The sequence below is a fragment of the Enterobacter genomosp. O genome (assembly GCF_001022965.1).
Taxonomy (GTDB): Bacteria; Pseudomonadota; Gammaproteobacteria; order Enterobacterales; family Enterobacteriaceae; genus Enterobacter; species Enterobacter cloacae_L.
Genome location: NZ_LECZ01000022.1, coordinates 284,109 through 299,528, shown reverse-complemented (window position 1 = coordinate 299,528; position 15,420 = coordinate 284,109). Strand labels below are relative to the sequence as shown.

At 56.8% G+C, this 15,420-nt stretch carries 14 protein-coding genes; 10 read left to right on the top strand and 4 right to left on the bottom strand.

The features are described 5' to 3' along the window. Positions 1-59: 59 nt before the first annotated feature. The 9 genes from ABR39_RS05030 (at position 60) to ABR39_RS04990 (ending at position 9,116) form a co-directional block, all read left to right on the top strand. The gene (locus ABR39_RS05030) at positions 60-1,685 is read left to right on the top strand and encodes a methyl-accepting chemotaxis protein (RefSeq protein ID WP_047346021.1); all 1,626 of its coding nucleotides are present in this window, start codon (positions 60-62) and stop codon (positions 1,683-1,685) included. A 158-nt stretch (positions 1,686-1,843) separates the two neighbouring features. Then, positions 1,844-2,563 (top strand): RNA polymerase sigma factor FliA, encoded by a 720-nt coding sequence (gene fliA / locus ABR39_RS05025; RefSeq protein WP_047346020.1) that lies wholly within the window; start codon positions 1,844-1,846, stop codon positions 2,561-2,563. A gap of 367 nt (positions 2,564-2,930) precedes the next feature. Continuing rightward, positions 2,931-3,281: a flagellar transcriptional regulator FlhD gene (gene flhD, locus ABR39_RS05020; RefSeq protein WP_047346019.1), complete on the top strand. Its 351-nt coding sequence runs from the start codon at positions 2,931-2,933 to the stop codon at positions 3,279-3,281. Between the two features lie 2 nt (positions 3,282-3,283). Then, entirely contained in the window at positions 3,284-3,859 is a 576-nt protein-coding gene (flhC, locus tag ABR39_RS05015) for a flagellar transcriptional regulator FlhC (protein ID WP_047346018.1), read from the top strand. Positions 3,860-3,942: 83 nt separating this feature from the next. Continuing rightward, complete coding sequence (motA, locus tag ABR39_RS05010) at positions 3,943-4,839, top strand: flagellar motor stator protein MotA (protein WP_047346017.1); 897 nt, start codon at positions 3,943-3,945, stop codon at positions 4,837-4,839. Continuing rightward, on the top strand, positions 4,836-5,726 hold the full coding sequence (motB, locus tag ABR39_RS05005) for a flagellar motor protein MotB (RefSeq protein ID WP_047346016.1): 891 nt from the start codon (positions 4,836-4,838) through the stop codon (positions 5,724-5,726). The genes motA and motB overlap by 4 nt, the downstream gene beginning before the upstream one ends. Further along, positions 5,713-7,623 carry a chemotaxis protein CheA gene (cheA, locus tag ABR39_RS05000; RefSeq protein ID WP_047346015.1) on the top strand — a complete coding sequence of 637 codons (1,911 nt, stop codon included), beginning with the start codon at positions 5,713-5,715 and terminating at the stop codon, positions 7,621-7,623. Before motB ends, cheA begins: the two co-directional genes overlap by 14 nt. Next, positions 7,620-8,132, top strand: a complete 513-nt coding sequence (locus ABR39_RS04995; RefSeq protein WP_047346014.1) for a chemotaxis protein CheW — start codon at positions 7,620-7,622, stop codon at positions 8,130-8,132. Before cheA ends, ABR39_RS04995 begins: the two co-directional genes overlap by 4 nt. Positions 8,133-8,216: 84 nt before the next feature. After that, positions 8,217-9,116, top strand: coding sequence for a LysR family transcriptional regulator (locus ABR39_RS04990; RefSeq protein ID WP_047346013.1), 900 nt, complete (start codon positions 8,217-8,219; stop codon positions 9,114-9,116). On the opposite strand, the gene ABR39_RS04985 is transcribed toward ABR39_RS04990, so the two are convergent. From ABR39_RS04985 to ABR39_RS04975, 3 genes are all read right to left on the bottom strand, one after another. Beyond that, a complete protein-coding gene (locus tag ABR39_RS04985; RefSeq protein WP_047346012.1) occupies positions 9,091-9,879 on the bottom strand; it encodes a substrate-binding domain-containing protein in 789 nt (262 codons plus the stop codon). The genes ABR39_RS04990 and ABR39_RS04985 overlap by 26 nt on opposite strands. Next, complete coding sequence (locus tag ABR39_RS04980) at positions 9,876-11,189, bottom strand: MFS transporter (RefSeq protein ID WP_047346011.1); 1,314 nt, start codon at positions 11,187-11,189, stop codon at positions 9,876-9,878. Before ABR39_RS04980 ends, ABR39_RS04985 begins: the two co-directional genes overlap by 4 nt. A gap of 281 nt (positions 11,190-11,470) precedes the next feature. After that, entirely contained in the window at positions 11,471-12,769 is a 1,299-nt protein-coding gene (locus tag ABR39_RS04975) for a serine hydrolase domain-containing protein (protein WP_047346010.1), read from the bottom strand. 101 nt (positions 12,770-12,870) lie between these two features. Here ABR39_RS04975 and ABR39_RS04970 point away from each other — a divergent pair, with 101 nt between their 5' ends. Beyond that, on the top strand, positions 12,871-13,764 hold the full coding sequence (locus ABR39_RS04970; protein ID WP_047346009.1) for a LysR family transcriptional regulator: 894 nt from the start codon (positions 12,871-12,873) through the stop codon (positions 13,762-13,764). Here ABR39_RS04970 and fumA read toward each other — a convergent pair. Continuing rightward, on the bottom strand, positions 13,753-15,402 hold the full coding sequence (gene fumA / locus ABR39_RS04965; RefSeq protein WP_047346008.1) for a class I fumarate hydratase FumA: 1,650 nt from the start codon (positions 15,400-15,402) through the stop codon (positions 13,753-13,755). The two genes, ABR39_RS04970 and fumA, sit on opposite strands and share 12 nt — an antisense overlap. Positions 15,403-15,420 lie beyond the last annotated feature (18 nt).

Sequence of the window (15,420 nt, the reverse complement as noted above, 5' to 3'; positions counted from 1 at the left end):
ATTCCCTTTTTTCAGGTGCCACCGCGTACGGCTTAACCGTGCGCGGCAGGTGAGAAACTATGCTAACGAAACTTAAAATTTATAGCGCAATCAGCCTTATTATCGGCCTGTTTGCGGTCATGCTGTTCGGCGTAACCGCCTATTCGGTTTATGACGCGGTCTCTAATAATACGAATTTTAAACGTATTGTTGTGGCCTCAGAAAATAACGACCAGATGCGCGATGCGGCCTATAACATCAGCGCGGTGATGGCCAATACCAACGGCCTGATGCTGCAGGCGGCGCTGGGTAACCCGGTCTCTGAGAATGTGGCCAAACATACGCAGAACGTGGTGAAAATTGCGCGCCGTAATATGGATGCGTTTATGGCGTCGCCGTTTAATACCCCGGAAGAGAGCCGTCTGGCCGCCGAGGTGAATACGGCGTTCAACGAAGTGTATAAAGTTGCTGAAGTTAAGCTGGGCTATCTGCAAAACCCGGCAGGGTATTCAGGCTCGCTGGAACACGATATGCAGTTGCGCACCGCGCTGCGTAATAAGGTGGATCAGTACAGCGATGCCAGCACTCGCCTGAGCCAGAGCTATATAGAGGCCTCCGAGCGTGGTTACCAGATCATGCTGGGCGTCGGGCTTGTGGTGATTATTCTGGCCGTCGGTCTGCTGTTCGCCATTCGTTTCTGGCTGCGTCACACCCTGGTGCGTCGTATGGAGACCACTGTAGAGACGCTGCGTCGCGTGGCGGCGGGCGATCTCAGCCAGGAGATCGAAAGCGGTAGCCAGAATGAAATCGGCAACATGTTGACCGAACTGGAGACCATGCGCACCTCCCTGACCAGCACGATTCTGGGGATCCGCGACAGCGTGCAGCGTATCCATACCAACGCCCAGGAGATTGCCCACGGCAATAACGATCTCTCTTCCCGTACCGAAGAGCAGGCGGCGGCGCTGCAGGAGACGGCGGCTAGCATGGAGCAGATCAAAACCACCGTGCGCCAGAATGCCGACAACGCCCACGCGGCCCGCGAGCTGGCGGAAAGCGCCAGCCACAATGCCCATAACGGCGGCGAAGTGATGCAGAGCCTGGAGCAGATTATGGCGCAGATCACCACCAGCTCGCGTCAGATTGCCGACATCAACGGCGTGATTGACAGCATTGCCAACCAGACCAACATCCTGGCCCTGAACGCGGCGGTGGAAGCGGCACGTGCCGGTGAGCAGGGACGCGGCTTCGCGGTGGTCGCGGAAGAAGTACGTAACCTGGCAAAACGCAGCGCCGATGCGGCCAAAGAGATTAACCAGCTGATTAACACCAGCGTGAGCAATATTGATATCGGTTCGCGTCAGGTGGGGCAAGCCAGCACCGTGATGCAGGAGATTGTGACGTCCGTGTCGCAGGTGACGCAGATCATGGGCGAAATCACGTCGGCCTCGGATGAGCAGAGCGCGGGCATCAACCAGATTTCGCAGGCGGTTAACGAGATGGATCTGGTGACCCAGCAGAACGCGGCCATGGTGGAAGAGGCGGCCATGGCGGCGGGCGATCTGGAAGCCCAGTCCGACGCGCTGGAGCGGCTGGTGGCGCAGTTCAGGCTGAACCAGGGAAGCAACGTGACGAACGTGAGCGTAGAGCCCACTAAACCACGGCGTCAAAAAGAGCCTGGCCTTGCCCAGTGGGAAACGTTTTAATGACCTTAATTACCGCCATTAATCATGCTGTTTTATTAAATAGCCCGTTAATAAAAGCGAAGTAACAGAATGCGCATTTTTATAAAGGCTTATTGCACTATTTGAATGCGCCTTTTCACCGGATAATTCTCGTAGAGAATAGCGGGTGGAATGCAATCGTGGATGGTATTTACACGGCCGAAGGGCTGGAAGATAAATCGGTAGTCTGGTCAAAATATCACTATCTGGTGCGGCAGGAAGCATTGCGGTTACATAAGCGGCTTCCTGCCAGCGTCGAGCTGGATGATTTAATTCAGGCGGGTTCGATTGGTTTTTTAAGTGCAGTGGAAAGTTTTGACCCGAAAAAAGGGGTGACGCTCACGGCGTGGATCACCCAGCGGGTAAAATGGGCGTTATTAGATGAGCTGAGAGAAAGTGACTGGGTACCGCGGCGGGTACGAACCCATACGCGTGAAATAGTCACCATTATTCAGCAAGTCGAGCAGGAAAAAGGCGGTGAAGCCACGGAAAGTGAAATTGCCGAGCGCATGGGCGTGTCTTTACAGGAATTTCAGCAGATGCTGGCGGATAATAACGCCAGCCAGATGTACTCGATGGACGAGCTACAGGAGAATTATGCTGACAGCTGGGAAACGAGCGATGATGGAAATGAACAACTTAACCCGCTGAATGACACCATCATGAACAATTTGATGGAGCGGATCGCTGAACATATTCGGTTCATTCCTGAAAGAGAACAGCAGTTACTGCAGCTTTATTATCTACAGGATTTGAACATGAAAGAGATTGGGCTGGTGTTGGGGATCACGGAAACACGCGTGAGCCAGTTACACAGCCTGGCGGTTAAAAGGTTACGCAGTCGAATGGAATCGGCATAAGGATAATAACAGGGCATTAACATTCACCATGTTAATAAAGGGTTTAATGCAGGGTTAACCATTAAAATCAAGGTTTAATAAGGTTTAACAATGCTTTATTAATTATTTGAATCAATGAGTTAACATCAATCTGGAGATTTGGGAGAATTTCTGTCGCTTGTTCGGAAAATGCTTAATGTTTAAGATTTTGCCAGTTTTGAGATGCAGCCTCCTTTGGCATTGACAGGATTGTCATTCATTTACTGAGGAAGAGTAACTTACCTTTGTGAATATCAATGCCAAAAGACTCTCTGCATCAGTTCGGAAACGTTATCTAACTAAACTGACATGCCAGTTGATGGCTGAATAACATTGGGAGTTTTCGCCTGTGTCTAATTTTGACGAGTACCTGCAAAATATTCATGATATTAACCTGTCCTATCTTCTGCTGGCCCAGCAGCTGATCCGTCAGGATAAATTTGCGGCGGGTTTTCGCCTTGGTTTATCTGAAGGGACAATTGATAACCTGAAAGAACTTTCGCTTCCGCAATTAATGAAGCTGGCGGCCACTAATCAGCTTATTTGTCGTTTGCGCGTTGATGATGAAGTAGTAATTGAAAACCTGACCAAAGATTCGCGTATTGAAGCACTGCAGCAAATTCATACCGGCATTATTTTGTCGACCAATCTTCTGAACGCCTTAAGCGAAGAAGATGCCATTACCGCAGAGGGGGCATAATTATGTGTGGTGAAAAAAGTCTGCTGCAGGAAATTGACGAAGTGAATATTGCCATGGGGTTAATTTCCCTGGGGGCAAGAATGCAGGTGCTGGAATCGGAAACGTCGCTGAGCCGCCGTCGCCTGCTGCGTTTATATAAAGAGTTACGCGGTTGTCCGCCGCCGAAAGGGATGCTGCCATTTTCCGAAGACTGGTTTATGTCGTGGGAACAGAATATTCATTCTTCCATGTTCTACAACATCTACCTGTATTTGAAAAAGACCGAACAGGGTCGCTCGATTGAAATGTTGATGAAGACCTATCGTCTTTATCTGGAGCAGTGCAGCACCTGCGCTGATGAGAAGCCGGTGCTGGGGCTGACCCGAGCCTGGACATTATTACGCTTTATCGACTGCGGCATTATTTCGCGTAAAGCCTGCAGCGTGTGCGGTGGTGGTTTTATCGTCACCACCGAATTTATTAAAAACCCGTTTACCTGCAGCTTGTGCAGCCCGCCGTCGCGTGCGCTTAAAAAATCCCAGGTGAGCAATACCGGCCTTCTGGGCACGTTTGCCGCGCCGGAAATCATGACGGCGTAACCCTGACGGGCGGCGGTGCGCAAGATGGCGATTACCTGATGCCGGGGCAACCGGCATCGGTCAAAAAAGCAAAAGGAGAGAGTGTGTTAGTTATTGTTGGCTATCTTGTTGTCATACTGACCGTTTTTGGTGGTTTTATTCTGTCCGGCGGTAATCTGATGGCGCTGTTTCAGCCGCTGGAGCTGCTGATTATCGGCGGGGCCGGCGTTGGGGCGTTTATTGTCGGTAACAACATTAAATCCCTCAAGGCAACCGGAAAAGCGCTGGTGAAAGTCTTTGTGGGCAAGCGCTATAACAAAGCGGTCTATATGGACCTGATGGCGCTGATGTTCCTGCTGCTGTCGCAAAGCCGTGTTCACGGGCTAATGTCGCTGGAGAAGGATATCGAAAATCCGCAGAACAGCGATATTTTTAGCGCCTATCCCCGCCTGATGAGCGACCCAATGCTCGCCAACTTTATCCTCGACTATTTCCGCCTGATGATTGGCGGCAGCATGAATTCTCATGAAATCGAAGCGCTGATGGATGAAGAGATCGAAACCTGTGAAGAAGAGCTGGAAGTGCCGGCCCACAGTCTGAATACCGTGGGTGATGCGTTTCCGGCTTTCGGTATTGTGGCGGCGGTGATGGGGGTGGTGAATGCGCTGGGTTCCGCAGACCGTCCGGCGGCGGAGTTGGGCATGCTGATCGGCCACGCGCTGGTGGGCACCTTCCTCGGCATTCTTATTGCCTATGGCTTCGTGTTGCCGCTGGCGACCCTGCTGCGCCAGAAGAGTTCTGACCAGGTCAAGATTTTGCAGTGCATCAAGGTGACGCTGCTCTCCAGCCTGAACGGCTATGCGCCGCAGATTGCGGTGGAGTTTGGTCGTAAAACCATCTTTACCAGCGAACGCCCGTCGTTTGAAGAGCTGGAAGAGCATGTGCGCGAAGTGAAGTCCAACGCCACGCTGAAAACCAAAACGTCGGACAGCGCCGCATGAAGAACGTCACGCCCGTCATCATTTCACGTAAGCGCAAAAAGAAGAAACATGCCCATCACGGCGGCACCTGGAAGATTGCCTATGCCGATTTTATGACCGCGATGATGGCCTTCTTCCTGGTCATGTGGCTGCTGGCGCAGTCCACGGACATGGAAAGGGAGCTGATTGCCGACTACTTCCGCATGCCGCTGAAGCCGTCGATGGCAAACGGGGACAAAACCAGCCTAAGCGACAGCGTCATCCCCGGTGGTGGGGATGACATCCTCAAGCGGCAGGGCGAAGTGTTTAAAGGCCAGCTTAGCCAAATTGATAAGCACAAGCGCTTTGAAAGCCTGAAGCAGGCCAAGGAGAAGCTGCAGAAGATGATCGAAACCGATCCGCGGCTGAATAACTTCAAGTCCAACATTTTGCTGAACCTGACCAACGACGGTCTGCTGATCCAGATCACCGACTCGCAGGACCGCCCGATGTTCCGCGTCGGCAGCGAGCTGCCGGAGTCTTACATGAACGGGATTTTGCAGGCGCTGGTGCCGCTGCTGCAGGAGCTGCCGAACGCGCTGAGCCTGACGGGGCACACCGACTCGCTGCCGTATGCCGGGGGCGACGGGGGGTACAGCAACTGGGAGCTCTCCGCCGGACGCGCGAACGCCGCGCGGCGGGTGCTGGTCAGAGCCGGGCTTAACGATGAACGTTTCTTGCGGGTGATTGGTACCGCCAGCCGGATGCCGCTGGAGAACACCCCGCCTGAGAGCGCGGTCAACCGCCGGATAAGTATCCTGGTGCTCAGCCGCTCGAAAGAGCAGGAGATCCGCCTGGAAGATACGCAGGCTCAGCGCGCTGAGATCAATCTGCAAAACGTGCAGGGTTATACCGATGGACATGAATGATTTTTCGCAGATCTTCTTTACGGAAGCGGAAGAGTTACTGGCTGAGATGGAGCAACAGCTGCTTGGGCTGAACGTGACAACGCCGGACCCGGAACAGCTCAACGCGATTTTTCGTGCGGCGCATTCGCTGAAAGGGGGGGCGGCCACCTTTGGTTTTACTGCCCTCCAGGAGACAACCCATCTTCTTGAGAACCTGCTCGATCAGGCGCGGGCAGGGGAGCGTGCGCTCAGCCGCGCGATCGTTAATCTTTTTCTGGAATGTAAGGACATTATGCAAGCGCAGCTGGAAGCCTATCAGTCGTCGCAGGAGCCGGATGAAGCCAGTTTCCGCTACATCTGCGAGGCCCTGAGAGCGATTGCCCTTGAAGGGCAGCAGCCTGAACCCGCCCCCGTTGAGACGAAAAAACGTGCCGATGAGGTGAAGCTCCTGGTCACGCTCTCGAATATCGACGCGCGTGAACAGACGATGCTGCGGGAAGAGCTGTCCCATATGGGCAGCATTGTTGACGTTGAAACGACGCCCGAGAGCATGAAGGTCACGCTGCTGACCAGCGCTACCGCGGACGACATCACGGCCGTGCTCTGCTTCGTCGTGAATGCCGGGCAAATTGCGGTTGCGCCCGTGGAGAGTCGCCCGGATGCGGTGCCCGAAAGCACGCCGGCAGTGCTGCCAAAAAGCATTGCCGCCCCGGCGCGTACCGCCGGGCAGGAGTCGGGCAGCATCCGGGTAGCGGTGAGTAAAGTCGATCAGATAATCAACCAGGTTGGCGAGTTGATAATCACTCAGGCGATGCTCTCCCAGCTCTCGCGCACGCTGGATCCGGCCAGTTACGATCTACTCTCCAACTGCGTGGCGCAAATGGAGCGCAACACCCGCGAATTGCAGGAGTCAGTGATGTCCATCCGCATGATGCCGATGGACTATGTCTTTAGCCGTTTCCCGCGTCTGGTTCACGACCTGGGGGCGCGCCTCAACAAGCAGGTTGAGCTGATCCTCAAAGGCGGCTCCGCGGAGCTGGATAAGAGCCTGATTGAACGCATTATCGACCCGCTCACGCACCTGGTGAGAAACAGCCTGGACCACGGCATTGAAGAGACAGAGACGCGCGTGGCGAAGGGAAAATCACCCGTCGGAACCCTGACGCTTTCGGCCGAACACCACGGCGGCAATATCGTGATTGAAGTCAGCGACGACGGCGCGGGTCTGAACCGGGAGAAGATCCTCGCCAAAGCCCGTTCGCAGGGAATGACCATCAGCGACACCATGAGCGACGACGACGTGTGGATGCTGATCTTCGCCGCCGGTTTCTCCACCGCCGAGAGCGTGACGGACGTCTCCGGTCGCGGCGTGGGGATGGACGTGGTGCGACGCAACATTCTGGCGATGGGCGGCCACGTGGACGTGCTCTCTACGCCGGGTGCCGGGACAACCATTCGCATTATTCTGCCGCTTACGCTGGCGATCCTTGACGGCATGCTGGTGAAGGTGGGGGAAGAGATTTACGTCCTTCCGCTGGGGGCGGTGATGGAGTCGCTCCGGCCCACGGAGGCGATGCTGTGCCGCTTTGTGGGCGAAGAGCGTCTGCTGCAGGTGCGCGGCGAATATCTGCCGCTGGTGCTGCTGCGTCAGCGCCTCTCGGTGCCGGGTGACGCGCCCGCCGACGATGGCATTGTGGTTATCGTGCAAAGCGCGGGCTGCCGCTATGCGCTGTGGGTCGATCAGCTTATCGGCCAGCAGCAGGTGGTGGTCAAGAATCTTGAACATAACTACCGCAAAGTTCCTGGCGTCTCCGCAGCGACCATCCTCGGCGATGGCAGCGTGGCGCTGATCCTTGATGTGGTTGAGCTTTCGACGCTCAACGCTCCACAACCCCAGAGGGAGGGGGTAAACGCATGACTGTAGCAACCACCGTTAAACCAGCCGCAGCCGAGGCCATCGCTCAGGAGTACCTGGTATTCCGCCTGGGCAGCGAAGAGTACGGCATCGATATTCTCAAAGTGCAGGAGATCCGCGGCTGCGATCGCCTGACGCGCGTTCCGAACTCGCCAGAGTTTATTATCGGCGTAACTAACCTGCGCGGCGTGATTGTGCCGATTGTGGATCTGCGCCTACGCTTTGACCTACCAGACCCGTCGCAGGACGACAAAACGGTGGTCATTGTGCTCAATCTGAATGACCGCGTTGTGGGCATTGTGGTTGACGGCGTGGCGGACGTGCTGTCGATTGACGTGGAAAACATCAAACCGACTCCGGATGTGGCCTCGGTGCTTTCCGGGCGCTACCTGCTTGGGCTGGGCGTGCTCGACAGTCGAATGATTATTCTGGTGAATATTGAGACCCTGCTGAGCCGCGAGGAGCTGGCGCTGGTGGATGCGGTGACGGAGACATATAGCGATTCCCACTGACCAGCGGTGGAGGTTGCCGTTGATTCATAAGTCGCTATTATGAATGTTCGAGTTTCCAGAAAGCGCTAAGGATTGCCAGAAAATATGCCCGTCAATTTTGACCTTAACGATCTTTATGCTTTCCGAGCGTTAGTGGAATACGGTAACTTCCGCGTCGCCGCTGAATCTATCTGCCTGTCCCAGTCGGCGCTGAGCCGCAGGATTGAGAAGCTGGAGGCCGCGCTGGGAACAAAGCTCTTTGACCGCACCACCCGTCGCGTGGCCTTAACGTTATACGGGCAAAACTTTGCGGAACGCTCCGCGCAGCTGCTCGACAACGTTGAGTCAATGCTGGCGGATGTCGATAAGGTCAGCGAAGAGCGGACGGGACTGATCACGGTCGCCACGGTACCCTCCGCGGCCTGCTATTTTATGCCTGACGTGATCCGTCGTTTTCAGTCCCGCTATCCACGCGTTCGCATTAAGCTCATCGACAGCAGCGCGGGGAATGTGATTGACGCCGTGGCCCGAAGCCAGGCGGATTTTGGAATCTGCTTCGCAGGAAACTTGCCGTCGGAAATTGAGTTTTTCCCGCTGGTGGAGGATGTCTACGTCGCGGCGTGCCGAAAGGATCACCCGCTGGCGCAGAAGAGCCACCTGACGTGGCAGGCGTTTTATCAGCAGGATTATATCTCTCTCGATAAAACGTCAGGTAACCGTAACCTGCTCGACCGGATGTTGGGAGATATTGTTCCCGAGCGCCCTAGCGTTTGCGAAACCCGTCACGTCACCACGATGCTCGGTATGGTAGAGGCGGGGATCGGTATTGCTGCCGTTCCCGCCATGTCGATGCCCACGTCAGAGCACACCGTGCTGACGCATCTGCCGCTGGTGGCGCCGGAAGTGAAGCGCGCCGTGGGGCTTATCCGGCGCCGGGGGCGCATCCAGTCCTATATTGCGGCTGAGCTGGAAAAACACATCACCGAGCAGTATCGCCGGACGTAACGGGGATCATCCCCGTCTCCTGGATAACGGCCCGGGAGGGCGGCGAGGCGAGATAGGTCAGCAGCGCTTTTCCCTCGGCGGGATGTTCCGCGTGACGGGTCACCGCCCCAGCGAAGCGCGTAATGTATTGCAGATTATCAGGGATTTTACCGACAAAGGTGACGCCCTCAACCGGCAGCAGCTCGCTGACCTGCTGGAACCCTACGGCGTACTTCCCTTTCGCCACTTCCGAGGCGACCGGAATACGCTCGACCTTTGTCGCTTTATCCGTCACCTCTTTCTCTATCCCCAGCTTTGTGAACAACGTCTGGCTGACATACCTGCCGCTGGCGCTGTCAGAGTAAGCGATGGAGCTGGCCTGCAGCAGCGTTTTACGCAGGTTTGCATCGTTGCTGATATCGGGAACCTCGTCGCCTTTTTTGACCACCATGCCGATGGGGGAGTCCGCGAGCTCGGCTCGCGAACCGGGCTCGGTCAGACTGGCTTTTTCGAGCTTCTCCAGCGCATCGCCCACCATAATCACCACGTCGGCTTTCTCGCCGCGCGCGAGCCGGTTTGGGATCGCCTGCGGCGTAGCCCCCATTGAGGGGCCGGGAATAATAACAATCTTATCCCCGGTCCGGCGTTCATATTCCGGCGCCAGCTTTTCAAGGGCGGCTTTAAAGCCGCCTGAGATCATCACCTTGACGTCCTGAGCACAGGCGTTGGCGCTCAGAAAGGCCAGCACCAGCGCGCTGGCGGTATAGCGAGACGTGCGCTTCATGCGGCCTCCTGTGACTTGACGGTGTTTTGCAGCGATACCGCACGACGGCGATAGAGGTAGAGCGTTGCCAGCAGCGCACACAACGCGGCGAAGCTCATCCAGTAGCCCGGTGAGGCTTTATCACCGGTGTATTCAATCAGCGCGGTGGACATCACCGGGGTAAAACCACCGAATACCGCCGTTGCCAGGCTATATGCCAGCGAGAAGCCCGCCACGCGCACTTCCGCAGGCATAATTTCCGTCAGGGCGGGGATCATCGCGCCGTTATACAGGCCGTAAAGGAAGGAGAGCCACAGCAGGACGCTCAGCATCATGGAGAAGCTGGGGGCGTTAGCCAGCATCGTCAGGGCCGGGTAGCTGGTCGCCAGCGCCAGCAGGGTCATGGCAATCAGCACCGGTTTGCGCCCGAAGCGGTCCGACAGCGCGCCACCCACCGGCAGCCAGATAAAGTTAGAGACAGCCACCAGCAGCGTCACCAGCAGGCTGTCTGAAGCGCTCAGCATCAGCACCTTTTTGCCAAAGGTGGGGGCATAAACGGTGATCAGATAAAAAGCCGTTGTGGTCATCGCCACCATCAGCATGCCCGCGACCACAACCTGCCAGTTAGCCAGCAGCGTTTTAAAGACCTGGCGCATTTCCAGATGATGGCGGCGCGCGCTGAACTCCTCCGTTTCCTCCAGCTTGCGGCGCAGGAAAAAGATAAACGGCACGATTAAGCAGCCGAACAGGAACGGGATGCGCCAGCCCCATTCGCGAATGGCGCTCTCTTCCATCAGGGCGTTCAGGGCAAAGCCCATCGCTGCCGCCACCATAATGGCGACCTGCTGGCTGCCGGACTGCCAGCTGGTGTAAAAGCCCTTGCGGCCCGGCGTGGCGATTTCAGCCAGATAGACCGATACGCCCCCAAGCTCCGCCCCGGCGGAAAAGCCCTGCAGCAGGCGGCCCGTCAGGACCAGCAGCGGCGCCCACAGCCCGATGCTTTGATAAGACGGGATCAGCACAATCAGGAAGGTGCCAGCCGCCATGATGGAAAGCGTGACGATCAGCCCCTTTCTGCGCCCCACCTTGTCGATGTACGCGCCAAGCACAATGGCCCCGATCGGACGCATCAAAAAGCCCGCGCCGAAGACGGCAAAGGTCATCATCAGCGACGCAAATTCACTGCTCGCCGGGAAGAACGTGTGGGCGATGTAGGTGGCATAGAAGCCGAAAAGAAAGAAATCGAACTGCTCAAGGAAGTTGCCGGACGTCACGCGAAGTATCGCGCCCGCTTTCGACCGTACGGTTGCAGGTGAGGTTGAGGAAAACATGGTTATCTCCAGTTTATTGTTGACGTTTTACGCGTCTGTTTCTGAAAACTGGATCAGGATGGGAAAATAGATAAGCGCAATTAACACATTGATTCATGCGCGGGGCGCATCAATGACGGTGTGGTAACACCGAGCGCTATAAGCAACAATAACTTAACAAACCATTGTCTTTTTATTCACCAATGTTCCGTAAGTAGCTGATATTGCGATTTTGTGAAGTCGCGCAGAGGGGACGCTTCAGAAAGAGCCGGGTAGCCGCTTCGTTACCCGGCGGGTGCAGTTTAGCGCAGCGCCCTGGCAATGGCGCTGAACATCAGAGAGGCCTCCAGCGGCTGGGCGCTAAAGGACGGCTCCGCCTGCGGCCAGGTAGACCACTGAACGATGACCAGGTTTTCCTTCTGGTTCACTACGATCATCTGACCAAAAATGCCCAGCGCCCAGAGCGAGCCTTTCAGCGAATCCTGCGCTGCCGGCTCAACGCCGGTGGCGTTGGCGGGCACAGCGTTGTTCCACCACTGATAGCCGTACAGCCCGTCCGGATGGGCGTCTGATACCGAGCCTTTCGCCTTCGTCCAGTCTGATGACTGTTGGATCCAGCCATCAGGAAGGATCTTTTTACCGTCCGGCAGCGTGCCGTTGTTGCGGATAAACTCCCCGAAGCGACCCCAGTCCTCCAGCGTGGCGTTAAAGCCGTGCGCGCCGACGTCGTGCTGGCCTTTGCTGTAGGCATGCCATACGCCGTCGCTTGCCATGCCGTAGGGCTGCCAGATGCTTTTTTCCAGATACGCTGCCAGCGTCATTCCGGTGGCACGCTCCAGCACGTCGCCCAGCAGCCAGGCGCCGCCGGAGGAGTAAGACCAGTTCTCGCCGGCCGGGTGAGCCCTGCGTAACCCCTTCACCAGCCTGCGCACGCAGTCGTAGGTACCCGGCTTCGCCTCGCACTCGGTGAGCTGTGCGAAATCAGAGTTCGGATTGGTGTAGTCCTCGTTCCACGCCACGCCGGAAGTGTGGGTGATAAGCTGTTTGAGCGTCACGCCGTCCCACGCGGTGCCTTTCAGGTCGGGTTCATACCGCGTGACCAGGTCGTCGAGCGAGTGAATTTTTCCCTCTTTGAGAGCTAAGCCCACCAGCGCCGATACCACCGATTTGCCTACCGAACGCGAGGTCCAGAGCGTGGAGTCGGTATTGCCCTGGGCGAGATACTTCCAGGCGATTTTGCCGTCCTTCAGCACCAGCATGCCGCTGACGTTCTGGCGTTTAAGGTACTCCTGAAGGCCGTAGCGCCTGCCGTTGACCTGATAGTGGGCGTCCGCGAGCGGCTTGTCCGACATTTCCAGCGGCACGGCATTACCGTGGCGGAAAACATCCCCGGCGTAGTTGCGGTAGTCATTGCGAAAACCCACCACGCGATCGGCCTGGCTCCAGGTGAGCATCTTATGGGTGTCCGGCAGCGCGGTGTCAAAGGGGGCAGGGCAGGCGCTGAGGCCGGTGCCTTCGCAGGCGGCCATTGCCGCAGGGGAGAGCAGGCTGCTGAAGACAAGGCCCGCCAGCAGGGCCTGGTTTATTTTTCTGTTTTTCATATCCGTCTCGTATGGGTTAAGAACGGCTTCAGTTTAAAAAGCCCGGCGCTATAATAAAAAACGCATAATGGGGGAAAATCCCCCTCAAAAAAGGAGAAAACGTGGCGGGTCTACTCTATTCCTTTGCACAGCTTGAGGCATTCACCGCCGTGGCCGAGAACGGCAGCCTGAGTAAAGCGGCGGTGGCGCTGAAAAAAGACCGCACGACGCTTCGCGATCTGATTGATTTTCTTGAGGACGGGCTGGGCTACGCGCTGTTTATTCGCGAGGGACGCACTCTGCGGCTCACGGCGGAAGGAGAGCAGCTCCAGCGCCAGGCGCATCTGCTGATGCGGCAGGTAAAAGCCTTTGAGGCTTTTGCCAGAGAGGTGCCCTACGGCGCCACGCAGGACCTGACGCTGGTCTACGATCCTTTTACTCCCAGAACCTTTCTCCACGGTGTCATCGCTGAAATGGCGGCGCGAAAAATCCGGCTGAGCCTCATCTGCGCCTCGCGCGATGAATCTGAACGCCTGCTGGCGAGCGGACGCGCGGATCTGGCCATCTGCCAGGCGCGCAACCGCAGCGTGGGCAATGACATGGAGTGGCGGGCCCTGGGGGCAATCGATATGGATTTTTACGCCTCCGGCACGCTGTTTACGGATATTTCATCACCTCTGTCGCTGCTTGACCTCTCCCTGGTCCCACAGGTTGTAATGCACCCCGCCTCGGACGAGCCGGTCGCGCGGCGCCTGCAGATTTCAGGGCACACGCTTTTTACTAACGAGCCGGAGATGCTGCGCGGCCTGCTGGAGCGCGGATGCGGCTGGGGATTCTTGCCGACCCATTTTGATGCCGTGCGGTGGCAAAACGTAAAAAGGCTGCGCACCGAAGTGGGCAGCCAGGGGATTAGTCAGACGATGGTCACCATCTGGAAGCCGGGGAGCGACAAGCGCGCCGTCATTGCCGACGCGCTTGCGCTATTGCCGGACGTGTGGAAGCGCTCAGCGCTGTGAACAGCCTTTGCACTGCTGGTTCTGGATCTGCTGGAAGAAATCGTTGCCTTTGTCGTCCACCAGGATAAACGCCGGGAAGTTTTCCACTTCGATTTTCCAGATGGCTTCCATTCCCAGCTCCGGATACGCGACGCATTCCAGGCTCTTGATGCTGTTTTGCGCCAGCACCGCCGCCGGGCCACCAATGCTGCCCAGGTAGAAGCCGCCGTGCTTATGGCAGGCGTCGGTCACCTGCTGGCTGCGGTTGCCTTTCGCCAGCATGATCATGCTCGCACCGTGAGACTGCAGTAAATCCACATACGAGTCCATACGTCCCGCCGTGGTCGGGCCGAGTGAGCCGGACGCGTAGCCTTCCGGCGTTTTGGCCGGTCCTGCGTAGTAAATCGGGTGATCTTTGACGTACTGCGGCAGTTCTTCGCCGTTGTCGATCAGCTCTTTCAGCTTCGCGTGGGCGATGTCGCGCGCCACGATGATGGTACCGTTCAGCGACAGGCGGGTAGAGACCGGGTGCGCGGAGAGCTGCGCCAGGATCTCATTCATCGGCTTGTTCAGGTTAATGCTGACCACGTCGCCTTCGCCCTGCTGGCGCAGTGATTCAGGAATGTACTGGCCCGGGTTGTGTTCCAGTTTTTCAATCCAGATCCCGTCGCGGTTGATTTTCGCCTTGATGTTACGGTCGGCGGAGCAGGAGACGCCCATGCCGATTGGGCAGGAGGCGCCGTGGCGCGGCAGGCGGATCACGCGGATGTCGTGGGCGAAGTATTTACCGCCAAACTGCGCGCCGAGGCCGAGGTTCTGCGCTTCCTGGAGCAGTTCCTGTTCAAGCTGAACGTCGCGGAACGCCTGGCCGTGTTCGTTACCTTCGGTAGGCAGCGCGTCGTAGTAGCGGGTGGAGGCCAGCTTCACGGTTTTCAGCGTGCTTTCCGCCGACGTGCCGCCAATCACAAACGCGATATGGTACGGCGGGCAGGCCGCGGTACCCAGGGTGCGCATCTTCTCAACCAGGTAGTTTTTCAGCTTCGCCGGGGTGATTAGCGCTTTGGTCTCCTGGTAGAGATAGGTTTTATTCGCAGAACCGCCGCCCTTCGCCATGCACAGGAATTTGTATTCGTCGCCGTCCACGCTGTAGAGGTCAATCTGCGCGGGCAGGTTGGTGCCGGTGTTGACCTCTTTATACATATCCAGCGCCGCATTCTGGGAGTAGCGCAGGTTGTCTTCAATATAGGTGTTGTACACGCCCTGGCTCAGCGCGGCTTCATCGCCGCCGCCGGTCCAGACGCACTGGCCTTTTTTACCCATGATGATCGCCGTGCCGGTATCCTGACAGGTTGGCAGCACGCCTTTTGCAGCAATTTCAGAGTTACGCAGGAACTGCAGGGCAACGTACTTATCGTTCTGGCTGGCTTCCGGGTCGTTGAGAATGGCGGCAACCTGCTTCTGGTGAGAAGGACGCAGCATAAACGCGGCATCGTGGAAGGCCTGCTGCGCCAGCAGCGTCAGCGCCTCTGGCTCGACTTTCAGGACTTCCTGACCGTCGAATTCGGCAACGGAGACGTGCTCTTTGGTCAGCAGATAGTATTCGGTGTCGTCATGCGCGAGAGGGAAGGGGTTCTGGTAGTAAAAGGGTTTGTTTGACATAGCTTGCTCCACAAAAAT

Bases quoted from the DNA above. Each gene is read 5' to 3' on its own strand.
- fumA (WP_047346008.1), bottom strand. From the start codon at position 15,402: ATGTCAAACAAACCCTTTTACTACCAGAACCCCTTCCCTCTCGCGCAT.
- flhC (WP_047346018.1), top strand. From the start codon at position 3,284: ATGTGTGGTGAAAAAAGTCTGCTGCAGGAAATTGACGAAGTGAATATT.
- ABR39_RS04975 (WP_047346010.1), bottom strand. From the start codon at position 12,769: ATGAAAAACAGAAAAATAAACCAGGCCCTGCTGGCGGGCCTTGTCTTC.
- ABR39_RS04990 (WP_047346013.1), top strand. From the start codon at position 8,217: ATGCCCGTCAATTTTGACCTTAACGATCTTTATGCTTTCCGAGCGTTA.
- motB (WP_047346016.1), top strand. From the start codon at position 4,836: ATGAAGAACGTCACGCCCGTCATCATTTCACGTAAGCGCAAAAAGAAG.
- ABR39_RS04995 (WP_047346014.1), top strand. From the start codon at position 7,620: ATGACTGTAGCAACCACCGTTAAACCAGCCGCAGCCGAGGCCATCGCT.
- cheA (WP_047346015.1), top strand. From the start codon at position 5,713: ATGGACATGAATGATTTTTCGCAGATCTTCTTTACGGAAGCGGAAGAG.
- ABR39_RS04980 (WP_047346011.1), bottom strand. From the start codon at position 11,189: ATGTTTTCCTCAACCTCACCTGCAACCGTACGGTCGAAAGCGGGCGCG.
- ABR39_RS04985 (WP_047346012.1), bottom strand. From the start codon at position 9,879: ATGAAGCGCACGTCTCGCTATACCGCCAGCGCGCTGGTGCTGGCCTTT.
- ABR39_RS05030 (WP_047346021.1), top strand. From the start codon at position 60: ATGCTAACGAAACTTAAAATTTATAGCGCAATCAGCCTTATTATCGGC.